Annotated in this window: 23 protein-coding genes; 16 read left to right on the top strand and 7 right to left on the bottom strand. The window is 64.3% G+C overall.

The annotated features are described in order from the left end of the window. Nucleotides 1–21: 21 nt before the first annotated feature. Nucleotides 22–1,035, top strand: coding sequence for a TerC family protein (locus H290_RS0113660; RefSeq protein WP_028463163.1), 1,014 nt, complete (start codon nucleotides 22–24; stop codon nucleotides 1,033–1,035). Here the strand turns inward: H290_RS0113660 and H290_RS0113665 are convergent. Both H290_RS0113665 and H290_RS0113670 read right to left on the bottom strand, forming a co-directional pair. After that, entirely contained in the window at nucleotides 1,032–1,316 is a 285-nt protein-coding gene (locus tag H290_RS0113665) for a YciI family protein (protein WP_020107373.1), read from the bottom strand. The genes H290_RS0113660 and H290_RS0113665 overlap by 4 nt on opposite strands. Nucleotides 1,317–1,360: 44 nt before the next feature. After that, nucleotides 1,361–1,909 (bottom strand): amino-acid N-acetyltransferase, encoded by a 549-nt coding sequence (locus H290_RS0113670; RefSeq protein ID WP_020107374.1) that lies wholly within the window; start codon nucleotides 1,907–1,909, stop codon nucleotides 1,361–1,363. 110 nt (nucleotides 1,910–2,019) lie between these two features. Between H290_RS0113670 and pgsA the strand changes: the two genes are divergently transcribed. The 9 genes from pgsA to H290_RS28570 all read left to right on the top strand — a co-directional run bounded on the left by pgsA (nucleotide 2,020) and on the right by H290_RS28570 (nucleotide 8,194). Further along, nucleotides 2,020–2,703, top strand: a complete 684-nt coding sequence (gene pgsA, locus H290_RS28560) for a CDP-diacylglycerol--glycerol-3-phosphate 3-phosphatidyltransferase (protein ID WP_020107375.1) — start codon at nucleotides 2,020–2,022, stop codon at nucleotides 2,701–2,703. After that, complete coding sequence (locus H290_RS28565; protein WP_020107376.1) at nucleotides 2,700–3,215, top strand: CinA family protein; 516 nt, start codon at nucleotides 2,700–2,702, stop codon at nucleotides 3,213–3,215. Before pgsA ends, H290_RS28565 begins: the two co-directional genes overlap by 4 nt. A 65-nt stretch (nucleotides 3,216–3,280) precedes the next feature. Further along, entirely contained in the window at nucleotides 3,281–3,610 is a 330-nt protein-coding gene (locus tag H290_RS0113685; RefSeq protein ID WP_020107377.1) for a helix-turn-helix domain-containing protein, read from the top strand. 84 nt (nucleotides 3,611–3,694) lie between these two features. Next, entirely contained in the window at nucleotides 3,695–4,504 is an 810-nt protein-coding gene (gene pspA / locus H290_RS0113690) for a phage shock protein PspA (RefSeq protein WP_028463164.1), read from the top strand. A 133-nt stretch (nucleotides 4,505–4,637) separates the two neighbouring features. After that, the gene (locus H290_RS31455) at nucleotides 4,638–4,811 is read left to right on the top strand and encodes a hypothetical protein (RefSeq protein ID WP_020107379.1); all 174 of its coding nucleotides are present in this window, start codon (nucleotides 4,638–4,640) and stop codon (nucleotides 4,809–4,811) included. 28 nt (nucleotides 4,812–4,839) lie between these two features. Then, nucleotides 4,840–6,015 carry a glycosyltransferase gene (locus H290_RS0113700; RefSeq protein WP_028463165.1) on the top strand — a complete coding sequence of 392 codons (1,176 nt, stop codon included), beginning with the start codon at nucleotides 4,840–4,842 and terminating at the stop codon, nucleotides 6,013–6,015. Between the two features lie 10 nt (nucleotides 6,016–6,025). Further along, the gene (locus H290_RS0113705; RefSeq protein WP_020107381.1) at nucleotides 6,026–6,220 is read left to right on the top strand and encodes a DUF3046 domain-containing protein; all 195 of its coding nucleotides are present in this window, start codon (nucleotides 6,026–6,028) and stop codon (nucleotides 6,218–6,220) included. Nucleotides 6,221–6,476: 256 nt separating this feature from the next. Then, nucleotides 6,477–7,520 carry a recombinase RecA gene (gene recA, locus H290_RS0113710; RefSeq protein ID WP_020107382.1) on the top strand — a complete coding sequence of 348 codons (1,044 nt, stop codon included), beginning with the start codon at nucleotides 6,477–6,479 and terminating at the stop codon, nucleotides 7,518–7,520. Nucleotides 7,521–7,534: 14 nt separating this feature from the next. Next, on the top strand, nucleotides 7,535–8,194 hold the full coding sequence (locus tag H290_RS28570; RefSeq protein ID WP_020107383.1) for a regulatory protein RecX: 660 nt from the start codon (nucleotides 7,535–7,537) through the stop codon (nucleotides 8,192–8,194). Here H290_RS28570 and H290_RS0113720 read toward each other — a convergent pair. Genes H290_RS0113720 through gluA form a run of 4 tightly spaced genes read right to left on the bottom strand, consistent with a single transcriptional unit; the run spans nucleotide 8,178 to nucleotide 11,501 of the window. Beyond that, nucleotides 8,178–9,047, bottom strand: coding sequence for an amino acid ABC transporter permease (locus H290_RS0113720; RefSeq protein WP_020107384.1), 870 nt, complete (start codon nucleotides 9,045–9,047; stop codon nucleotides 8,178–8,180). The two genes, H290_RS28570 and H290_RS0113720, sit on opposite strands and share 17 nt — an antisense overlap. Beyond that, nucleotides 9,044–9,727, bottom strand: coding sequence for an amino acid ABC transporter permease (locus tag H290_RS0113725; protein WP_020107385.1), 684 nt, complete (start codon nucleotides 9,725–9,727; stop codon nucleotides 9,044–9,046). Before H290_RS0113725 ends, H290_RS0113720 begins: the two co-directional genes overlap by 4 nt. Next, nucleotides 9,724–10,773, bottom strand: a complete 1,050-nt coding sequence (locus H290_RS0113730; RefSeq protein WP_020107386.1) for a transporter substrate-binding domain-containing protein — start codon at nucleotides 10,771–10,773, stop codon at nucleotides 9,724–9,726. The genes H290_RS0113725 and H290_RS0113730 overlap by 4 nt, the downstream gene beginning before the upstream one ends. Then, nucleotides 10,773–11,501 carry a glutamate ABC transporter ATP-binding protein GluA gene (gene gluA / locus H290_RS0113735; protein ID WP_051122036.1) on the bottom strand — a complete coding sequence of 243 codons (729 nt, stop codon included), beginning with the start codon at nucleotides 11,499–11,501 and terminating at the stop codon, nucleotides 10,773–10,775. Before gluA ends, H290_RS0113730 begins: the two co-directional genes overlap by 1 nt. A 215-nt stretch (nucleotides 11,502–11,716) precedes the next feature. Between gluA and miaB the strand changes: the two genes are divergently transcribed. Next, nucleotides 11,717–13,264, top strand: a complete 1,548-nt coding sequence (miaB, locus tag H290_RS0113740) for a tRNA (N6-isopentenyl adenosine(37)-C2)-methylthiotransferase MiaB (RefSeq protein ID WP_020107388.1) — start codon at nucleotides 11,717–11,719, stop codon at nucleotides 13,262–13,264. Beyond that, nucleotides 13,264–13,872: a hypothetical protein gene (locus H290_RS28575; RefSeq protein WP_020107389.1), complete on the top strand. Its 609-nt coding sequence runs from the start codon at nucleotides 13,264–13,266 to the stop codon at nucleotides 13,870–13,872. The genes miaB and H290_RS28575 overlap by 1 nt, the downstream gene beginning before the upstream one ends. 50 nt (nucleotides 13,873–13,922) lie before the next feature. Here the strand turns inward: H290_RS28575 and H290_RS0113755 are convergent, their stop codons facing one another. Beyond that, the gene (locus H290_RS0113755) at nucleotides 13,923–15,296 is read right to left on the bottom strand and encodes a DUF349 domain-containing protein (protein ID WP_020107390.1); all 1,374 of its coding nucleotides are present in this window, start codon (nucleotides 15,294–15,296) and stop codon (nucleotides 13,923–13,925) included. Nucleotides 15,297–15,491: 195 nt separating this feature from the next. On the opposite strand from H290_RS0113755, the gene H290_RS0113760 reads away from it, so the two are divergent. The 4 genes from H290_RS0113760 to hflX are packed head-to-tail and all read left to right on the top strand — an operon-like array spanning nucleotide 15,492 to nucleotide 19,501. Then, a complete protein-coding gene (locus tag H290_RS0113760; protein WP_020107391.1) occupies nucleotides 15,492–16,208 on the top strand; it encodes a hypothetical protein in 717 nt (238 codons plus the stop codon). Then, nucleotides 16,202–17,104, top strand: coding sequence for a tRNA (adenosine(37)-N6)-dimethylallyltransferase MiaA (gene miaA / locus H290_RS0113765; RefSeq protein ID WP_020107392.1), 903 nt, complete (start codon nucleotides 16,202–16,204; stop codon nucleotides 17,102–17,104). The genes H290_RS0113760 and miaA overlap by 7 nt, the downstream gene beginning before the upstream one ends. 39 nt (nucleotides 17,105–17,143) lie before the next feature. Beyond that, nucleotides 17,144–18,034, top strand: a complete 891-nt coding sequence (gene dapF, locus H290_RS0113770; protein ID WP_020107393.1) for a diaminopimelate epimerase — start codon at nucleotides 17,144–17,146, stop codon at nucleotides 18,032–18,034. A 45-nt stretch (nucleotides 18,035–18,079) separates the two neighbouring features. After that, a complete protein-coding gene (gene hflX / locus H290_RS0113775; protein WP_020107394.1) occupies nucleotides 18,080–19,501 on the top strand; it encodes a GTPase HflX in 1,422 nt (473 codons plus the stop codon). The last annotated feature ends 102 nt before the right edge of the window (nucleotides 19,502–19,603 follow it).

A 19,603-nucleotide genomic window follows, 5' to 3' on the forward strand; every position in this document is an offset into this window, starting at 1 on the left:
AACACTTTGGAGGCTCCACCGGTGCACGTTTCACCGACAGTATGGATTGTTACCTGCCTGGTGATCTTGGCGTTGTTCGTCTTCGACTTCTTCGCGCACGTTCGGGTTGCTCACGCCCCGTCGATCAAGGAGTCCGGCTTCTGGTCGGCCGTCTACATCACGATCGCCCTGATCTTCGGCGGGTTCGTGTGGTGGAAGTGGGGATCGACGTCGGGCACCGAGTACTACGCCGGTTATGTGACGGAGAAAGCGCTCTCGGTCGACAACCTGTTCGTCTTTGTCATCATCATGGCCAAGTTCGCGGTGCCCAGGGAGTATCAGCAGAAGGTGCTGCTCCTCGGAATCGTGATGGCGCTGGTGATGCGTGGCGCGTTCATCGCGGTGGGTGCCGCAGCCATCAACGCGTACTCGTGGGTCTTCTACCTCTTCGGCGCATTCCTGATCTTCACCGCCATCAAGCTTCTGCGTGAATCAGATCACGTGGTCGAAGCGGAGGAAGAGCGCGAGAGCCGCGTCCAGAAGTTTGTGAAGAAGGCGCTGCGCACCACCGACGACTACGACCGGGACAAGCTGTTCACCAAGGTGAACGGCAAACGCTTCGCCACACCGATGCTGGTGGTCCTGATCGTCATCGGCTTCACCGATGTGCTCTTCGCACTCGACTCGATCCCGGCGATCTACGGCCTGACCGAAGAGCCGTACATCGTCTTCACCGCCAACGCCTTTGCGTTGATGGGTCTGCGCCAGCTGTACTTCCTGCTCGGCGGACTCCTCGACAAGCTGGTCTACCTGTCGTTCGGGCTCTCGTTCATCCTCGGTTTCATCGGCCTGAAGCTGGTGCTCCACGCGTTGCACGAGAACACCCTGCCGTTCATCAACGGTGGCGAACACGTCTCGGTGCCGGTGATCTCCACCCCGGTGTCACTGTCGGTCATCGTCGGAACGCTGGTGATCACCACCGTGGCGAGCTTGCTGAAGACGAGATCCGACGAGCGGAAGGCCGTGACACAAGCGTCCGACAAGGCTCCCGATTAGTCGCTGATCGGGCCGAACACCGGCGTCCAGCCGCGAATCGATGTGGCTTCGATGGCGTCGACCGGCACGTAGGGGTCGTGCTGGAGGAGTTCCTTGACGGCGTCCTCGTCGGAGGCCTGAAAGATGAGGAGGGCGCCGAGGCCGTCCGGGTACGGTCCGGAAGCCTTCAGGATGCCCTCGTCGAAGAGGTTTGACAGCCAGGCACGATGCGCCGGCCTTGTTTCGTCGCGGATGGCGGCGGTGTCGGCGGTGAAGGTGTAATCGACGAGAAACGTTGCCACGAGGCTTCTTTCGGTGGAGTGTCTGGTTGCGGTCGGGTGTGGATTCAGAGGGTGGCGAGCATGCGGGTGTTGCCGAGGGTGTTCGGTTTGACGTAGCTCAGATCGAGGAACTCGGCGACACCGGCGTCATACGAGCGGCACATCTCCTCGTACACCTCGGCGGTCACCGGGGTTCCGGCGATCTCGACGAACCCGTGCTTGCCGAAGAACCGGGTTTCGAAGGTCAGCACGAACACCCGGCTCAGCTGCAGTTCCCGCGCCATTTCGAGGAGTCGGCTCACCAGGATGTGCCCGATACCGTGGCCGGCCATCGACTGCTCGACCGCGACGGTACGAACCTCCCCGAGGTCGGCCCACAGCACGTGGAGGGCTCCGCAGCCGACAACAGAACCGTCGACCTCGGCAACCCAGAACTCCTGGACGGCCTCGTAGAGCGTGACCAGATTCTTCTCGAGGAGGATCTTGCCCGCGTACTGATCGATCAGGGCTTTGATCCGCGGCACGTCCGAGGTTCGGGCCCGGCGCACGATCGCGTCGGCCTTCGGTTCGGTTGCAGCAGCGGGCTCGCCGGCCGAGCTGTTGTCAGATGCCATGGGTGAAACATTAATACGTGTGCACCCCGGCCCTTTGCCGCAGTGGGAGCAACCTATCCTTGTGCACGTGGGTATTGGGTATCTCGAATCGGCGCTGCAGGGTGTAGCGCGTGGCTGATCGTTTGCGTCGAGAGGTCAGCGCCACCGAGCCGGACCCGATTTCGGATCTGGTCAGCAAAGAGGTCCCGATCCTCAACCTCGCCAATATCCTGACGATCTTCCGGATCGCGCTGGTCCCGGTCTTCATCGTGGTCCTGTTCATCGACGACGGCGACAATCCGTGGTGGCGGACCCTGGCGTGGGGCATCTTTGCCCTCGCCGCCGTCACCGACCACTACGACGGACGGATCGCGCGAGAGCGCGGACTGATCACCGACTTCGGGAAGCTCGCCGATCCGATCGCAGACAAGGCCCTGATCGGTTCGGCGCTGATCGGGTTGTCGATACTCGGCGAGTTGCCCTGGTGGGTGACGGGGGTGATCCTCGCCCGGGAACTCGGCATCACCGTCCTGCGCTTTTGGGTCCTGCGGCACGGGGTGATCCCGGCAAGTCGCGGCGGCAAGATCAAAACACTCCTGCAGGCCTTTGCGATCGGGCTCTACATCCTGCCGCTGCCCGCCCCGCTGCACTGGGTCGCAGTCGTGCTGATGGCCGCCGCCCTGATCGCGACGGTGGTCACCGGAATCGACTATGTCTGGCAGGCCTTCGCCAAGCGGGCGCAGCGTCGTCGGGATGCTGCGGCCGTGCGCCGGGACGAAAGGTCGGCGCAACGGGACGAGAGCTCCGGCCGGTGACAGCCGATCCGCTGGCAGGGGAGCCGGCGCGACGGTTGGTCGCCGAATTGACCCGCCGCGGCCAGAGTGTGGCCACCAGCGAGTCCCTCACGGCCGGTTTGCTGTCCGCGATGATCGGGGGCATTCCCGGTGCCAGTGCGGTGCTGCGAGGCGGCCTGATCGTCTATGCCACCGACCTCAAGGCGGACCTCGCCGGTGTCCGGGCAGGCACGCTGGAGCAGTATGGACCGGTGGCGGGGCAGACCGCCGAAGAATTGGCGATCGGTGCGGCGCAGCGTTGCGGGGCAACATATGGAATTTCTCTGACCGGGGTGGCGGGTCCGGATCCGCAGGACGGCAAAGCGCCGGGCACGGTGTTCTGCGGTCTGGCGCGGGCCCGCTCCGGCACAGCAACCGAGAATGCCGGATTCGACACCAAGGTCGTGGGCATGTCGCTGCAGGGCGACCGCTGGGATATTCGTCTAATGTCGTGCACACGGTCGATCGGGGAACTGCTCGACTGGCTCGCGTGATTTGCTGTGGGAACGGAATCGGACCGTACTGCGTTGGACAGACTGACGTGTTGAGGAGGACTCAAATGGCACTGCTCCTGCGGGAAGCGCTCGGTGGCAGTCTGCGGCGTGTCCGGATGGATCAAGGCCGCACCCTGCGTGAGGTATCGACGAGCGCCCGGGTCAGCCTGGGCTATCTGTCCGAGGTCGAACGCGGACAAAAGGAAGCATCCAGCGAATTGCTCGCTGCGATCTGCGATGCGCTCGAGGTGGAGATCGCCGACGTACTCCTCGATGTCCGCGACACACTCCGTACCGATCTGGACCGGGTTTCGCCTTCGTCCGCGCACACTTCGATTGCGACCGAGACGAAGGTTGTCATCCCGCAACCCGCGTCGGCTCTGGCTGCTGCTTGACGCTCTTCGGTGTCACTGTGCGGGTTCAGACGATAGATTGAGTCGAGGACTGCTCGGAATCGGACTGAAGACAAGGCAGGGGCAATGGCTAACCCGTTTGTGAAGGCATGGCGCTACTTGATGGCGTTCGGAAACGCGAAGATCGATGAGAATGCCGACCCGAAGATTCAGATCCAGCAGGCGATCGAGGATGCACAGCGTCAGCATCAGGCTCTGTCGCAGCAGGCTGCGGCCGTCATCGGCAACCAGCGTCAGCTGGAGATGAAGCTCAATCGACAGCTCGAGGACATCGAGCGGCTGCAGGCCAACACCCGGCAGGCGCTGACCCTGGCAGACAAGGCAACTGCTGCCGGTGACGCCGCCAAGGCGACCGAGTACACCAATGCAGCGGAGGCTTTCGCCGCGCAGCTGGTGACCGGGGAGCAGAGTGTCGAAGACCTCAAGGCACTCCACGATCAGTCGCTGCAGGCCGCCGAACAGGCCAAGCGTGCGGTCGAACAGAACTCGATGATGTTGCAGCACAAGCTTTCTGAGCGGACCAAACTGCTGAGCCAGCTGGAACAGGCGAAGATGCAGGAACAGGTCTCGGCGTCGCTGAACCAGATGAGCGAACTGGCAGCGCCCGGCAACACCCCCAACCTCGAGCAGGTCCGCGACAAGATCGAGCGTCGCTACGCCAATGCGCTCGGCTCTGCCGAACTCTCTCGTAATTCGGTGCAGGGCCGCATGATGGAGGTCCAGCAGGCCAGCGTCCAGATGGCCGGGCATTCGCGACTCGAGCAGATCCGCGCCTCCATGGCCGGTGAGTCGCTGACCGCCGGTGAGACCAGTGCCGCGCCCGCCGCAGACCCCGCGGCGCCCTCGCTGAACATCGAGAAGCCTCAGGCGAACTGAGCCATCGGCCCCAGTCCCTGCCGTCGGCTGGGGGTTATCCCTGAACTTCCCCCCATCTTGCCTGTTCTTCGGTGACAACGGGGTGCTGTGCTGGCACCGTTGAAGTCAACGAAGAGCAAACGAGGAGGATGACATGTGGTGGAAGGTGCTGCTGGCAGTTCTGGTGGTGTGGATGGCTTTCGGGCTGATCATGGCACTGCTGAAAGGCCTGCTGACAATTCTGGTGATCGGCCTCCTGGTGATCGGCGTCATCGCCGTGATCAAGTGGGCGAGTTCTGACAAGAGTCCGACACGCACCGGACTGTAGCGACCTACCCATCGGCGAGGAGCAACAGTTGCGGGTAGCTCTGGTGGCCGGCTCGGATGCCGGCCACGCATTTCCCATGCTGGCTCTTGCGAATCTGTTGCAGCGCAACGGTTCCACTGCAGTCGTGTACACCGGCTCGGGCTGGGCGCAGGCGGCTGCCGCACAGGGGCTCGAGGTTCGGCAGTTGCCCGGGCTCGCCGCCCGGTCCGACGACGACGACGGTGACGCCGGCGCCAAGCTCAGTGCCCGCGCGGCGCGGATGTGCCAGGCGCTGCTTCCGGAGCTTGCCGACTTCGAGCCCGATCTCGTGGTCTGCGATGTCATCACTGTCTGTGGGGGATGGGCCGCCGAATCGCTGGGCACCCCATGGATCGAGCTCTCCCCGCATCCGCTGTACCGGGCCTCGGTCGGGCTCCCGCCGATCGGCAGCGGACTCGAACCGGGAACCGGCCTGTCGGGGAGGATCCGGGACGGATTGATGCGAGCGGCCACCGCTCGGTCGATCAGGCAGGGTGATCGGCAACGAGAGGTCGCACGGGCCGGGATCGGTTTGACGCCGCAGGCACCCGAGCCCGCTGCCCGTTTGATCGCGACATTGCCCGCCCTGGAGGTCCCGCGCCCGGATTGGCCGGCCGGCGCAGAGCTGATCGGACCACTGCTGTGGGAACCCACCGACAAGATCTTCGACCGTCCGCCCGGCGATGCCCCCCTGGTGGTCATCGCACCGTCCACGGCGGCAACGGGTTCGGCCGGAATGATCGAGGTTGCGCTCGCGGCGCTGGATCCGGACGTGCTGGGCATGCCGGTCCGGGCCGTTGTCTCGGGGCTGGCCCCGCAGGTCGACGAACTGTCCGCCTGGGCGCTCGCCGGCCACGGTCGGCAGGACGAATTGCTTGCCGGCGCAGCCCTGGTGATCTGCGGCGGAGGGCACGGGATGCTCGCAAAATCGATGCTGGCCGGGGTGCCGCAGGTGCTGGTTCCCGGTGGTGGGGATCAGTGGGAGCTGGCCCAGCGGGCGCGGCGATGGGGATGCGCGGAGGTCGTCCGGCCGCTGACCGTCGACGCGTTGGCGTCGGCGACTCGAAAGATATTGCAGAACAGTTCATTTGCCGATGCCGCCCGTCGGGCCGGTGAGAGCGGGGCCGACGTCCTCGACGCGGTGGCATTGTGTGCCCGTGCGGCGAGTCCGGAAGTCCTTCGCTAGCCTTGACGACGTGCGACTCACCGAATTCACCGAACTTCTGACCACCGAGTTCGGCGCTGCCACGGCCGATTCGATGCTTGTCGACCATGCCCTCATCGAATTCGGTGGCAAGACGGCTGCCGAAGCTCTCGAATCCGGGGTGGATCCCCGTGATGTGTGGGTTGCCCTGTGCCGGGACTTCGATGTCCCGCGCACACGCTGGTAGATCAGCACATCCCTCATAAATGCTGCGGCGTGTCGCGCCCGCCGGTAGTTGACTCGAACAGATGTTCGCCTACAGTGGTGGGCAGACAACCGATGGGAAATGGCGGGACTCGGGACTGCGAGTCCAGGAATTGTCAGAGGGCTGATCTAGCGTGACGTCAGTGCGCAAAGAGATGCCGAACACGCGAAAAAAAGCTCGCTCCCGCCACACCGGCGGCACCACCGCCGAGGACTCGGCCCGACCACTAGGGGAAAAAATGGCAGCCCAACCAGACCGCGAAAAGGCACTCGACCTGGCCCTGGCCCAGATCGACAAGAACTACGGCAAGGGTTCGGTGATGCGTCTGGGCGAGAACGCCCGCCAGCCGATCGCCACCATCCCCACCGGCTCGATCGCGCTGGACGTCGCGCTGGGTATCGGCGGACTGCCGCGTGGCCGCGTGGTCGAGATCTACGGCCCGGAATCCTCGGGTAAGACCACAGTGGCCCTGCATGCGGTCGCCAATGCTCAGGCAGCCGGCGGTATCGCAGCCTTCATCGATGCCGAGCACGCACTCGACCCAGACTACGCGCAGCGGCTCGGTGTCGACACCGACGCACTGCTGGTGTCGCAACCCGACACCGGTGAGCAGGCTCTCGAGATCGCCGACATGCTGATCCGCTCGGGTGCACTCGACATCCTGGTCATCGACTCGGTGGCCGCGCTGGTCCCGCGTGCGGAAATCGAAGGCGAGATGGGCGACAGCCACGTCGGCCTGCAGGCTCGTCTGATGAGCCAGGCGCTGCGCAAGATGACCGGTGCCATGAGCAACTCGGGCACCACCGCGATCTTCATCAACCAGCTGCGCGAGAAGATCGGCGTCATGTTCGGATCGCCGGAGACCACCACCGGTGGTAAGGCGCTGAAGTTCTACGCATCGGTGCGCCTCGACGTCCGCCGGATCGAGACCCTCAAGGACGGAACCGACGCGGTCGGCAACCGGACCCGCGTCAAGGTCGTCAAGAACAAGGTGGCGCCGCCGTTCAAGCAGGCCGAGTTCGACATCCTGTACGGCCACGGGATCAGCAAGGAAGGCTCGATCATCGACATGGGCGTGCTGCACGGATTCATCCGTAAGGCCGGCTCGTGGTTCACCTACGAGGGTGAACAGCTCGGACAGGGCAAGGAGAACGCACGTAAGTTCCTGCTCGAGAACACCGAGATCGCTGATGAGATCGAGAAGAAGATCAAAGAGAAGCTCGGTATCGGTGCAGTGCTGACCGCGGACGAGACTGTGGCTCCGGCGCCGGTCGAGTTCTGAGGATCCAGTAACAGGTGAAAGTACCTGGGGGAGAGGATATCCGTGCCAGCATCGCAGAACTGCGGTCGGCGACAACGGAGATCCTCTCCCGACCTGTATCCGTAGACGACGCCGCTCCCGACGTCCGGGGTCCCGAGGCCGCGTCGGTTCCTCTCGCGGAGCCCACACTCGAACCCAGATCGTTGTCCTCGGGCACCGGTGCTTCGGCATACGATGCCGCACTCCGGCTGCTCGGTGTGCGGGCGCGGAGTCGGGCCGAGCTGCGAGGGCGGCTGCAAGACAAGGACTTTCCACCGTTTGAGATCGATTCGGTGATGGAGCGCCTCGACCGCGCAGGCCTGCTCGACGATGCAGATTTTGCCGAGCAGTGGGTGCGTTCACGCCACCTGCACAGCGGCAAGGGACGCACCGCACTGCGCCATGAGCTACGCCAGAAAGGCGTGGTGGACAGGGTCATCGAGCAGGCCATCGGTCAGGTCGACGACGACACCGAACGCGAGCGCGCCGCCGACCTGCTCCGACGCAAGACGTCACGCTTGGGTGCCGAAGACCTCTCTGACCGCGAAAGCCGCGACAAGCACACACGCCGATTGGTGGCGATGCTTGCTCGTCGCGGCTATGCGCCGTCGCTGGCGTTCGAACTGGTGAAGACGCGACTCAACGAACTGCGGTGACTGCGTCTTCCTCAGCGATGTGGACTGCCTTGACCTTGCGCTTACCCTCGCGAAGGCGACGTTCGACAACGGTTGCCAGTGTGGACAATCCGAAGTTGAGGATGATCATCACGATCGCAACGACGATGAGGGACGGCAAGAAGTTGCCGTAGTACGCACCGACCTGGATGCCCGAGCGCACCACTTCGATGTAACCGATGGCGTAACCCAACGCGCTGTCCTTGAGCGCGATGACCATCTGCGAGATCAACGCCGGGAGCATGGCGGTGATCGACTGTGGCAACAACACCATCCGCATCGTCTGCGATTTGCGCATACCCAGCGAATTGGCGGCCTCGACCTGCCCCTTGGGTAGTGAGTTGATGCCGGAACGGAGAATCTCAGCGATGACCGAGCCGTTGTAGAGCGTCAGGCCGGCGACGACCGCGGCGAATGCCAGTTGCTCAGAAGGGAACAGGGCGTACTCGGCAAAGAGGTAGTAGGCGAAGATGATCAGGATCAACACCGGGATGGCACGGAAGAACTCGACGAAGCTGCCACTGAGGTACCGGACCCACCGATGGTCGGAGAGCCGTCCGACGCCGAGGAGTGCGCCGAGGATCAGAGCGAATACGATGGAGAGCACCGCGGCTTTGATGGTTCCCCACAGGCCGGGCAGGAGATACGTGGTCCAGGTGGTGGATTTGATGAACGGATCCCACTTCTCGGCCGTGAGCTGTCCGTTGTCCCCCAGCACCAGCAGGACATAGACGACCGCCGCGATCAGGACAACACCGAATGCGATGGTGATCAGGTGATTGCGTCTGCGGGCCTTGGGTCCGGGTGCGTCGTACAAAACCGTTGCGCCACTCATCGCTTGACCGCCAATCGCTTTGCCAGGTAACCGAATATCAGGCCTTCGGTGAGTGTGAGGACCATGAATCCGATCGCGATGATGACGAAGATCGCGATGATCTGATCCCCATGGTTTTCGATCTGTTCCTTCATCAGCAGCGACGCCTCGCCGACGCCGATGACGGACGCCACCGTGGTGTTCTTGGTCAGGGCGATCAGGACGCTGCCCATCGGTCCGATGACCGATCGCATCGCCTGCGGCAAGATGATGACCCCGAGAACCTTGGTGAACGGTAGGCCCAGTGACCGGGCCGCTTCGGCCTGGCCGAGTGGCACGGTGTTGAACCCCGACCGCAGTGTCTCGCAGACAAAGGTCGAGGTGTACAGAACGAACGCCAGCACCGCGAGCCAGAAGTTGTTGTTCTTGACGAAGTTCTCGTTCTCGGGCGCAAGCGCGAGTCCGAGGTTGTAGTACAACCCGATCGAGCAGAAGAGCACGATCAAGGTGAGCGGGGTATTGCGAACGATGTTGACGTAGAACGCACCGAAGACCCGCATCACCGGGACAGGCGAGACCCGCATACCCGCGAGAATCGTTCCCCAGATCAATGATCCGATCGCCGAGTAGATGGTCAGCTGAATGGTCACCCAGTACGCGGGCCACAGACCGGGTCCGATATCGGACCACAGTTCACTCATGATTGTCCCTCCGGGCACGGGGTCGACTTGGAATCGAGGAAGGTGAGGTCACCCGGGGTCGGGGTGAACCCGTACTTCGAATCGGCCGTCTCGCTGCGGTCGATCATCTTGTCGACCTGGCTGTCACCGAGTTCTTCGCGCAACGCGTTCTCCCAGGCGGACGGTCCACCTCCGGGCGGTGTCGCCAGCATGTCGGTGAGCGCGGCATTCACGGCGGCGACCGCCTCCGGGTACTCCTTCGCCAATCCGATGCCGTAGCGCTCCGTCGAGAATGGGGTCCCGGCCTTCTTGAGCGACCGCGAACTGCCGGAACCCGCGCACCCATCCTTCGGGTAGGTCATGTCGACCAACTTGAACTCACCCGGATAGAAGTTGGAGAAACCGGCGAGGATGGCCTCGTCGGTGGTCAATGCATCGACCTTGCCGCGGCGGAGCGCTTCCACACACGATGAGTACGAATCGAACTCCTGCAGCTGAACGTTGGGGAGCTGGTTCTTCACGTTCTGCGCGGACGTCGAGCCCGTGACCGAACACAGCTTCTTGCCCTTGTTCATGTCGGTGAGGGTTTCGATGTCGTCGTCGTCCTCGCGTACCAGCAGCGCCTGGTAGTTGATCAGGTACGGGCCGGCGAACGCGACCTTCTTCGACCGCGCCGCGTTGATCGAGTAGGTGGCCGCGATCATGTCGACCTCACCGTTCGCGATGAGCGTCTCGCGCTGGGCGGACGGTGTTTCGCGCCACTTGATCTTCGGTTTGTCCCAGCCGTTCTTCTCGGCGATGTTGTTGACCACATATTTGGTCACCGCGACATCGAAGCCGGTGTACGTCTTGTTGGGATGCCGCAGACCGAGGCCGGGCTGATCGAACTTGATGCCCCCGATCACCGATCCGTTCTCGATCGACTCGAGCAGGTTGCGCGGTTCCGTATTACCGCAGGCAGAAATCCCGACCGTGACGAGAAGTGCCGCGAGAACCAGGCCGAGGATGGTGGTCAGCCGCCTGGGGCGCGGCGTTGGTTCCGGACGCACCGGGTTCATCTGACTCATCAGTGGCCCAGGATCTTGCCGAGGAAGTCACGGGCACGATCGGACTTCGGCTGGGTGAAGAAGGTCTCCGGCTCGTCGTCTTCGACGATCGCGCCGTCTGCCATGAAGATCACCCGGTCGGCAGCCTTGCGGGCAAAACCCATCTCGTGGGTGACCACGAGCATGGTCATGCCCTCCTTGGCCAGCGAGACCATCACATCGAGGACCTCGTTGACCATCTCCGGATCAAGGGCCGAGGTGGGCTCGTCGAACAGCATCACCTTGGGTTCCATCGCGAGCGATCGCGCGATGGCCACACGCTGCTGCTGGCCACCGGAGAGCTGCGCCGGGTACTTGTCTCTCTGGCTGGCGATACCGACGCGCTCGAGGAGTTCCATCCCGCGCTTCTCGGCGTCGGCCTTGCTCTTGCCGCGGACCTTGATCGGGGCAAGGGTCACGTTCTGGAGGATCGTCTTGTGGGCGAAGAGATTGAACGACTGGAACACCATGCCGACGTCGGCACGCAGCGCCGCGAGCGCCTTGCCTTCGCTCGGCAGGATCTGTCCGTCGATCCAGATCTCGCCCTCGTCGATCGGCTCGAGACGATTGATCGTCCGGCACAGAGTCGACTTGCCCGAGCCCGAGGGGCCGAGCACCACGACGACCTGTCCGGTGGGGACTTCGAGGTCGACATCCTTGAGCACGTGCAGATCACCGAAGTGTTTCTGCACCTTTTTCATACTGATCATCGTGTTCCCGCTGCCGGCCCGGGATGCCGTTCCCGACTGCCCCGCGTTCGAACCGTCCGAAGATGCTGTCATGAATATCGACCCTAGGGGTAAGGGGACCGCTCGGCAGCGAACCGCACCAATTGACTGTTCCGTGTTGCCGACGTCGAGGTGTGGAACAGGCAGGTCGTCGGTGTCATTTCGCCTGGTAGGCGATGGCAAGTACCCTGGGGCACGTGACAATCTCGTTGACAGAACCGCAGGCCTCAGACGGTACGACCGGCCAGATCTCCGCAGCCCGTTCGTATGAGGTCCGCACGTACGGCTGTCAGATGAACGTCCATGACTCGGAACGGATCTCCGGTTTGCTCGAGGAAGCCGGCTATGTCCCGGCCGACTCCGAGACCGAGCCCGACCTCGTTGTCTTCAACACCTGTGCGGTCCGCGAGAATGCCGACAACAAGCTCTACGGCAATCTCTCCCACCTGGCGCCGGTGAAGGCCGGTCGCCCGGGAATGCAGATCGCGGTCGGCGGTTGTCTGGCGCAGAAGGATCGCAGCACCGTGGTGCAGAAGGCCCCGTGGGTCGACGTCGTCTTCGGTACGCACAATCTCGGTTCGCTTCCCGTGCTCCTGGAACGGGCGCGGCACAATCAGTCCGCGCAGGTGGAGATCATCGACGCGCTGGAGGCATTTCCTTCGACGCTGCCCGCCAAGCGCGAATCGGCGTACTCGGGCTGGGTGTCGATCTCGGTGGGGTGCAACAACACCTGCACGTTCTGCATCGTTCCGGCGTTGCGGGGCAAAGAGGTCGACCGTCGTCCCGGTGACGTTCTCGCCGAAGTGCAGGCGCTCGTCGACGAAGGTGTCCTCGAGGTGACGCTGCTCGGCCAGAACGTCAACGCGTACGGGATGTCATTCGCCGACCCCGAGCTGGGTCGTGACCGCGGTGCATTCGCGTCGCTGCTGCGCGCGTGTGGCGAGATCGACGGTCTCGAGAGAGTCCGTTTCACATCCCCGCACCCGGCCGAGTTCACCGATGACGTGATCGAGGCGATGGAGCAGACCCCCAACATCTGCCCGCAGTTGCACATGCCGCTGCAGTCGGGTTCGGACCGAATCCTCAAGGCGATGCGGCGCAGCTACCGGAGCACCAAGTTCCTCGGGATCATCGATCGGGTCCGGGCCGCGATGCCGCACGCAGCGATCACCACCGACATCATCGTCGGATTCCCGGGCGAGACCGAGGAAGACTTCCAGGCCACCCTCGACGTCGTGGCCAAGGCCCGCTTTACCAGTGCATACACATTCCAGTACTCACCGCGACCGGGTACCCCGGCGGCCGAGATGGTCGACCAGGTTCCGAAAGAGGTTGTGTCGCAGCGGTATATGCGCCTGACCGATCTGCAGGACCGGATCTGCCTGGAAGAGAACCAGAAGTTGATCGGGACAGCGGTCGAGGTGCTGGTGACCGCCGACGGGCGTGAGGGTTCCGGCCGGATGACCGGTCGTGCTCGCGATGGCCGCCTGGTGCACTTCGAGACCAGCGACGCCGCGATCCGTCCCGGCGACCTGATCGACACCGACGTGACCGGCGCTGCGCCGCACTATCTGCTTGCCGACGCCGGAGTGCGGAACCACCGGCGTACCCGTGCGGGTGACGCGCACGCGGCCGGCACCACACCGCAGACCCCGCCGATCGGAGTGGGCCTGGGTCTGCCGACCATCGGAAAACCAATGCAAGCGCCGGTTGAATCCGGTTGCGGTTCGGGATGTGAGGTCTGATGTCCACCAAGCGGCCCGACGACGAGTTCGAACAGTTCGAAGGCGACCTGCGCAAAGCGGAGCGCAAGGTCGCGGGGGAGATCGATCCCGGTGCCCGGGCACTGGTGGTCGCGGCCGCAGTGCTGGTGGTGATGCTGTCGTTGGTGTTACCCCATACCGGTTCGGTCAGCGGTATCGATGTTCTGACATTCAATTCCGAGGCCGTCGCCGAGAATGTCACCATCACCTCGCGCATTTTCATCTGGCTTCAGGTGATCTTCGGTATCGGGTTCTCGACGCTGGCGCTGGTCACCCGGCGCTGGTTCTTCGCGTGGATCGCGTTGTGCGGCTGCGCAGTCGGATGTGTCGCAGGGATGCTGGCGTGGTGGTCGCGCAACACACCCGGCGTTTCGGGCTTCGACCCGCCGAGCGGTGTCGGTGCCGGACTCGTGGTGGGCTGGCTGGCGATGATCGTCCTCACCTTCCACTGGGCGCGCGTGGTGTGGGTGCGCACTTCGGTGCAGCTGTCGCTGGAGGCGCAACGACGCGACGACGCGGCGGAGCAGGAAGCGAAGGCCGTTGCACTGCAACGCAAATCGGTCTCCAAGCGTCCCAAGAAAGACGACTGATCCCAACAAAAAAGACCGGGCCTGCCTGCCCGGTCTTTTGTTGACGTACGTCAGTCGTTGATCGCGCCCTCGGCCGCATTGGCCCACTCACGCCACTGCTCGGCCTGCTCGCGGAGCTTGCGGGCATCTTTGGCCTTGCCATTGGCCTCGGCCTTTGCTGCCTGATCCTCGAGCTGGGCAACCCGGTCCGCGAACTGCTGGGCGCGGGCCTTAACAGCGGGATCGGTGCGCTCCCACTGTGCGGACTCCGCATCGCGGATCCGCTTCTCGACGGCCTTGATCCGCGCCTCAAGGGTGTGCATCTGGTCGCGGGGTACCTTGCCGATCTCGTCCCACTGATCGCGGATGACCCGGAAGTCACGGCGGGCGGCGTCGAGATCGCTGTCGGGGTCGATCGTCTTCTCGGCGCGGGTGAGGAGTTCGATCTTCGCTTTGGCGTTGTCCTCGAACTCCGCGTCGCGTTCGGACGTGGCGGCGTTGCGGGCGCCGAAGAAGACGTCCTGAGCGGCTTTGAACCGGGCCCACAGGGCATCGTCCTGATCGCGCGGTGCGCGGCCGGCGGCTTTCCACTGCGTGAGGAGATCGCGGAACTTCGCCGCGGTGTCCGCCCACTCCGTGGACGACGACAGCGCCTCGGCTTCGGTGATCAGCTCTTCCTTGCGAGCCCGCGCTCCGGCGCGTTCCCGATCCATCTCGGCGAAATGGGCACCGCGGCGCCGGTTGAAGGTGTCACGGGCCTTGGAGTAGCGCTTCCACAGCAGATCGTCGGTCTTGCGATCGACGCCCTTGATGGTCTTCCACTCGTCGAGGATCTGGCGCATCCGGTCGCCGGCGACCTTCCACTGCGTGGATTCGGCCCCGATGGTCTCGGCTTCCGCGGCCAGTTCGTTCTTACGGGCCACGGCCTTGGCCCGGGATTCGTCCCGGTCGTGTTTGACCTTCTCGGCAGCACCTTCGGCCCAGTCGATGATGGCCTGCAAGCGCGTGGCCACGGCATCGACGTCGCCGATGACCGCGGCCGTCGGCAGTGATTCGAGGAGTGCGACAGCGGCGGTCTTGGTCTTGCGTGGATCGCCGGTGCCGGCGTCGAGGCGTTCCTCGAGCAATTCGACTTCGACGACGAGATCGTCGAAGCGGCGTCCGAAGTGGGCGAGTCCCTCGGCGGCGGTGCCGGCCTGCCAGGAGGCGATCTGGTGCTCGCCGTCAGAGTTCTTCAGCCAGACCGCACCGTCTTCGTCGATCCGCCCGAACTCGGACGGGTCGGAGGCAGGCCGACTTGGATCGACGGGTGCTGGATGGGGATGGGCGGGCGGATGATGGCCGGGACGCGGACCGGGCCGGGGCCCGGGCTTGGGTCCTGGTTTCGGGCTCGGAGTCGGATTCGAGGTTTCCGTGGCTGCCGGTTGCGGCGTGTGATCGGTCATGTCATTCCTTATCCCTGCCGCGCGACACGGCTGCCAGATGCATCAGATGCCGACGGTGATCCACCGTCACCGCCCACACTCATTGAAGCAGGTCACCGGGGCGGGTGTGGACAGTCGCCGACAAAAGAGTGTCGGATTCGCCTTCGAGTCGGCACCGGCACTTCGTGGTGTGGGTGGTCGACTAGCGTTGCGCAGGTGTTGATCGCCGCCGCCTTTGTCCCGTCCGCACCCGCTCTGGTGCCCGAACTGTCCGGTCCTGCGGTGCCCGAGTTGTTGCCGGTACGTGCTGCGACGCTGCAGGTATGCGCTGATCTGGCGGATCGGTGCCGCACGTGGGTGATCGTCGGAGCGGGCGACCCGACGAGACCGATCGCCGCGCGGGGGAGCTTTGTCGGCTTCGGAGTGGACGTCCGGGTCGATCTGGTGCCTGATGCAACCGGTGACGCCGACCCGGAGATGGACCTGTCACTGCTGATCGGTGGATGGCTCGGCGCCCAGGTCGATCAGGACATCAGGCTGACCACCGAATTGGTGTTCGTGTCGAGTGGTCCGTCGGCCTGCAGCGATCAGGGACACGCGCTGTCCCGGAGCCTGGCAACCCGCGATGAGCCGATCGGATTGCTCGTGGTGGGCGACGGCGCCAACACCCTCGGTGCCAAGGCTCCCGGTGGATCGGCGGACGGCGCCGAGGAATTTCAGGACAGCATCGACAGGGCACTGGCATCAGGTGACCGGGGCGCGCTCGCGGCCCTCGGGCAACCGGACTGTGAAAGTTTCGGTGCCGCCGGCCGTGGTCCGTGGCAGGTGGCCACGGCCGCGACGCAGGGTGCGGCCATCACCCCTGAATTGCGTTACGCCGGTGCGCCGTTCGGCGTCGGCTACACCGTGGCGCTGTGGGATCTCACATGGTGAACCCGATCGCCGTGATCGGGCCCACCGCGAGCGGTAAGTCGGATCTGGCACTCGACATCGCCGAGGCGCTCGGCGGCGACATCGTGAACATCGACGCGATGCAGCAGTACACGGGCATGGACATCGGTACCGCCAAGGTGCCGGCCGATGAGCGGCGCGGGATCGTGCACCATCAGATCGACGTCCTCGATGTCACCGAGACCGCAACGGTGGCGCGATATCAGCAGGCGGCGCGAGCCGATGTGGAGTCATTGCTCGCGCAGGGCCGCACACCGGTGGTGGTCGGTGGGTCGATGATGTACATCCAGGCCTTGCTCGACGACTGGAAATTCCCGGCCACCGATCCCGAGGTCCGCGGGCGCTACGAGGCCGACCTGGAACGTCTGGGTTCTCTCGCCCTGCACGACAGGCTGGGCGAGGTCGACCCCGAAGCCGCCCGGAACATCCTCGACACCGACGGCAGACGCATCGTGCGGGCGCTCGAAGTGGTGGAGTTGACGGGGCAGCCGTTTGCCGCGTCTGCGCCGACAATCGGTGAACCACGTTGGGGCACAACCATAATCGCGCTCGATCGGGATACCGCAGAACTCGACAACCGGATCGCGTTGCGGACCGAACGAATGTTTTCGCAGGGATTCGTCGACGAGGTCCGGGCACTGTTGTCCCGGGGGCTCCGAGAGGGCGTCACCGCGGCGCGGGCGATCGGCTATTCACAGGTGATAGCCGCGCTGGACGGTGACCACGACATCGCGCAGGCGCAGGAACTCACCTTCATCGGCACCCGCCGGTACGTGCGCAGGCAACGGTCGTGGTTCCGGCGCGATCCACGGGTGCACTGGCTCGATGCCTCCACACCCGATCTGCTGGGGCAGGCGTTGCGGGCCGCGGACGGGTGAGAACCGGGCAATCCGCCCTGGGCGCGTAGTCTTGAGCAAATGTTCGGGCGTGTTGATTTTGTGAAGGGGCACGGTACGGAGAACGACTTCGTGCTGTTGCCCGATGCCGGTGTGCAACTCGATCTGACGCCGGATTTTGTCTCGGCGCTCTGTGATCGCCATCGCGGGATCGGTGCCGACGGTGTCCTCCGTGTCGCCACCGCGGGCGCGCTCCTCGGCGCCGGAGTCCTCGAGGTTCTTCCGCCGGGCGTCGCCCACGACGACTGGTTCATGGACTACCGCAACGGCGACGGATCGATCGCGGAGATGTGCGGTAACGGCGTGCGGGTGTTCGCCCACTATCTCGCCGCCCACGATCTGGTCACCGAGCCGACCTTCACAGTCGGGTCGCGAGCGGGCGGACGTCGCGTGACAGTTCATCACCTGACGGAATCGTCGGCGGACGTGAGTGTGCTGATGGGCCGGGTACGCACCGGCGCCGAGAGCAAGGCGAGCATCGGCGATCAGACGTACTCAGGACTGTCGGTCAACGTCGGCAATCCCCACCTGGCCTGTGTTGTCGAGGGGCTGACCGTCGAGCAACTCGAAAGCATCGACCTCACCGCGCCGATCACCTTCGATCACACCGAATTCCCCGACGGCGTGAACATCGAACTGATGACACCGCTGGTCGAGTTGACCGACGCCGCACTGGTCGGCGAGGTGTCGATGCGGGTGCACGAGCGCGGTGTGGGGGAGACCCGCAGCTGCGGCACCGGAACCGTCGCGGCGGCCACCGCGGCCTTGCAGTCGGTCGGGCGCAGCACCGGCGCGGTCGTGGTCAACGTTCCCGGTGGAGCGGTCACCGTCACCGTCGGTGACGACGAGAACGAACTTCGCGGGCCCTCCGTCCTCGTCGGCGCGGGCATGCTCAACGCAGGGTGGCGCTAAAACCGTTATGCAGTGCACCTGTCCGGATGTCACGATGGTCACCTCATGACTGAACACTCATCCGACTCACATTCACCGACGACCGGCGAACTACAACTCGACGAACGCAGCTCGCTCAAGCGCGTTGCAGGTCTGTCCACCGAGCTCACCGACGTCACCGAGGTCGAATACCGTCAGCTCCGACTCGAACGGGTTGTTCTCGTCGGGGTCTGGATGCAGGGCAGCACCACCGCCCAGGCCGAGTCGAGTCTCGCCGAACTGAAGGCATTGGCCGAGACCGCCGGATCCGAGGTACTCGAAGGACTCTTTCAGCGTCGTGACAAACCTGATCCGGCCACTTATATCGGTTCGGGCAAAGCCCACGAACTCCGTGAGGTCGTCGTGGCCACCGGCGCCGACACCGTCATCTGCGACGGTGAACTGACACCCGCACAGCTCACCGCATTGGAGAAGGTGGTGAAGGTCAAGGTCATCGACCGGACCGCGCTGATCCTCGACATCTTCGCCCAGCACGCCACATCGCGCGAGGGCAAAGCCCAGGTGGCGCTGGCTCAGATGGAATACATGTTGCCGCGTCTGCGTGGCTGGGGTGAATCGATGTCCCGCCAGGCCGGTGGCCGTGCCGGCAGCAACGGCGGTGTGGGCCTGCGTGGACCCGGTGAGACGAAGATCGAGACGGACCGCCGCCGGATCCGCGAGCGGACGGCGAAGTTGCGCCGGGAGATCCGCGAGATGAAGACGTCGCGAAACACCAAGCGCACCAAGCGGAAACAAGCCGCACTCGCCTCGGTCACGATCGTCGGGTACACCAACGCGGGCAAGTCCAGTCTGATCAACGCGATGACCGGATCGGGCGTCCTGGTACAGAACGCGCTGTTCGCCACCCTGGATCCGACCACCCGGCGGATGTCCCTCGACGACGGTCGCGAAATCGTGGTCACCGACACCGTCGGATTCGTCCGGCATCTGCCGACCCAACTGGTGGAGGCGTTCCGCTCGACCCTCGAAGAGGTCGCGGACGCAGACCTCTTGCTGCACATCGTCGATGGTTCGGACCCGATTCCCACCGGTCAGATCAGCGCAGTGCGCAAGGTCATCGAAGAGGTGATCCACGACGAGAAGGCGTCCACACCGCCGGAGCTGCTGGTGATCAACAAGATCGACGTCGCCGACCCGACTGTGCTGACTCAGTTGAGGAGCCTGTTCCCCAAGGCGGTCTTCATCTCGGCCGCCACGGGCGAAGGTATCCCGGAACTTCTCGAGCGGGTTCGTGAGTCGGTGTCGAGGCACGATGTCCACGTCAGTGTCCGAGTGCCGTATTCCCGCGGTGATCTGGTCTCACGCATCCATGCCGAAGGCGATGTGTCGAGCGAGAAGCATGGTGCCGACGGCACCGAGATCGTCGCCAGCGTTCCCTCGGCACTGGCCAATGCACTGGCCGAGTTCGCCGCGCCCCATCTGTTCTGAATCCGGGCCTGGACAGGTCGTCTTGCCCTGACTGAGCGCTCCTTGGGTTGAATGTAGAATCCAGTTACAGTTGCTGGCAACCTCGTTTGGACACCCTCGTTA

The organism is Nocardia sp. 348MFTsu5.1 (genome assembly GCF_000383535.1).
GTDB lineage: Bacteria > Actinomycetota > Actinomycetes > Mycobacteriales > Mycobacteriaceae > Williamsia > Williamsia faeni.

Coding starts and splice junctions, on each gene's coding strand:
- H290_RS0113670 (WP_020107374.1), bottom strand. CDS start 1,909: ATGGCATCTGACAACAGCTCGGCCGGCGAGCCCGCTGCTGCAACCGAA.
- H290_RS0113685 (WP_020107377.1), top strand. CDS start 3,281: ATGGCACTGCTCCTGCGGGAAGCGCTCGGTGGCAGTCTGCGGCGTGTC.
- pspA (WP_028463164.1), top strand. CDS start 3,695: ATGGCTAACCCGTTTGTGAAGGCATGGCGCTACTTGATGGCGTTCGGA.
- H290_RS31455 (WP_020107379.1), top strand. CDS start 4,638: ATGTGGTGGAAGGTGCTGCTGGCAGTTCTGGTGGTGTGGATGGCTTTC.
- recA (WP_020107382.1), top strand. CDS start 6,477: ATGGCAGCCCAACCAGACCGCGAAAAGGCACTCGACCTGGCCCTGGCC.
- H290_RS0113720 (WP_020107384.1), bottom strand. CDS start 9,047: ATGAGTGGCGCAACGGTTTTGTACGACGCACCCGGACCCAAGGCCCGC.
- H290_RS0113725 (WP_020107385.1), bottom strand. CDS start 9,727: ATGAGTGAACTGTGGTCCGATATCGGACCCGGTCTGTGGCCCGCGTAC.
- H290_RS0113730 (WP_020107386.1), bottom strand. CDS start 10,773: ATGAGTCAGATGAACCCGGTGCGTCCGGAACCAACGCCGCGCCCCAGG.
- gluA (WP_051122036.1), bottom strand. CDS start 11,501: ATGATCAGTATGAAAAAGGTGCAGAAACACTTCGGTGATCTGCACGTG.
- H290_RS28575 (WP_020107389.1), top strand. CDS start 13,264: ATGTCCACCAAGCGGCCCGACGACGAGTTCGAACAGTTCGAAGGCGAC.
- H290_RS0113755 (WP_020107390.1), bottom strand. CDS start 15,296: ATGACCGATCACACGCCGCAACCGGCAGCCACGGAAACCTCGAATCCG.
- miaA (WP_020107392.1), top strand. CDS start 16,202: ATGGTGAACCCGATCGCCGTGATCGGGCCCACCGCGAGCGGTAAGTCG.
- dapF (WP_020107393.1), top strand. CDS start 17,144: ATGTTCGGGCGTGTTGATTTTGTGAAGGGGCACGGTACGGAGAACGAC.
- hflX (WP_020107394.1), top strand. CDS start 18,080: ATGACTGAACACTCATCCGACTCACATTCACCGACGACCGGCGAACTA.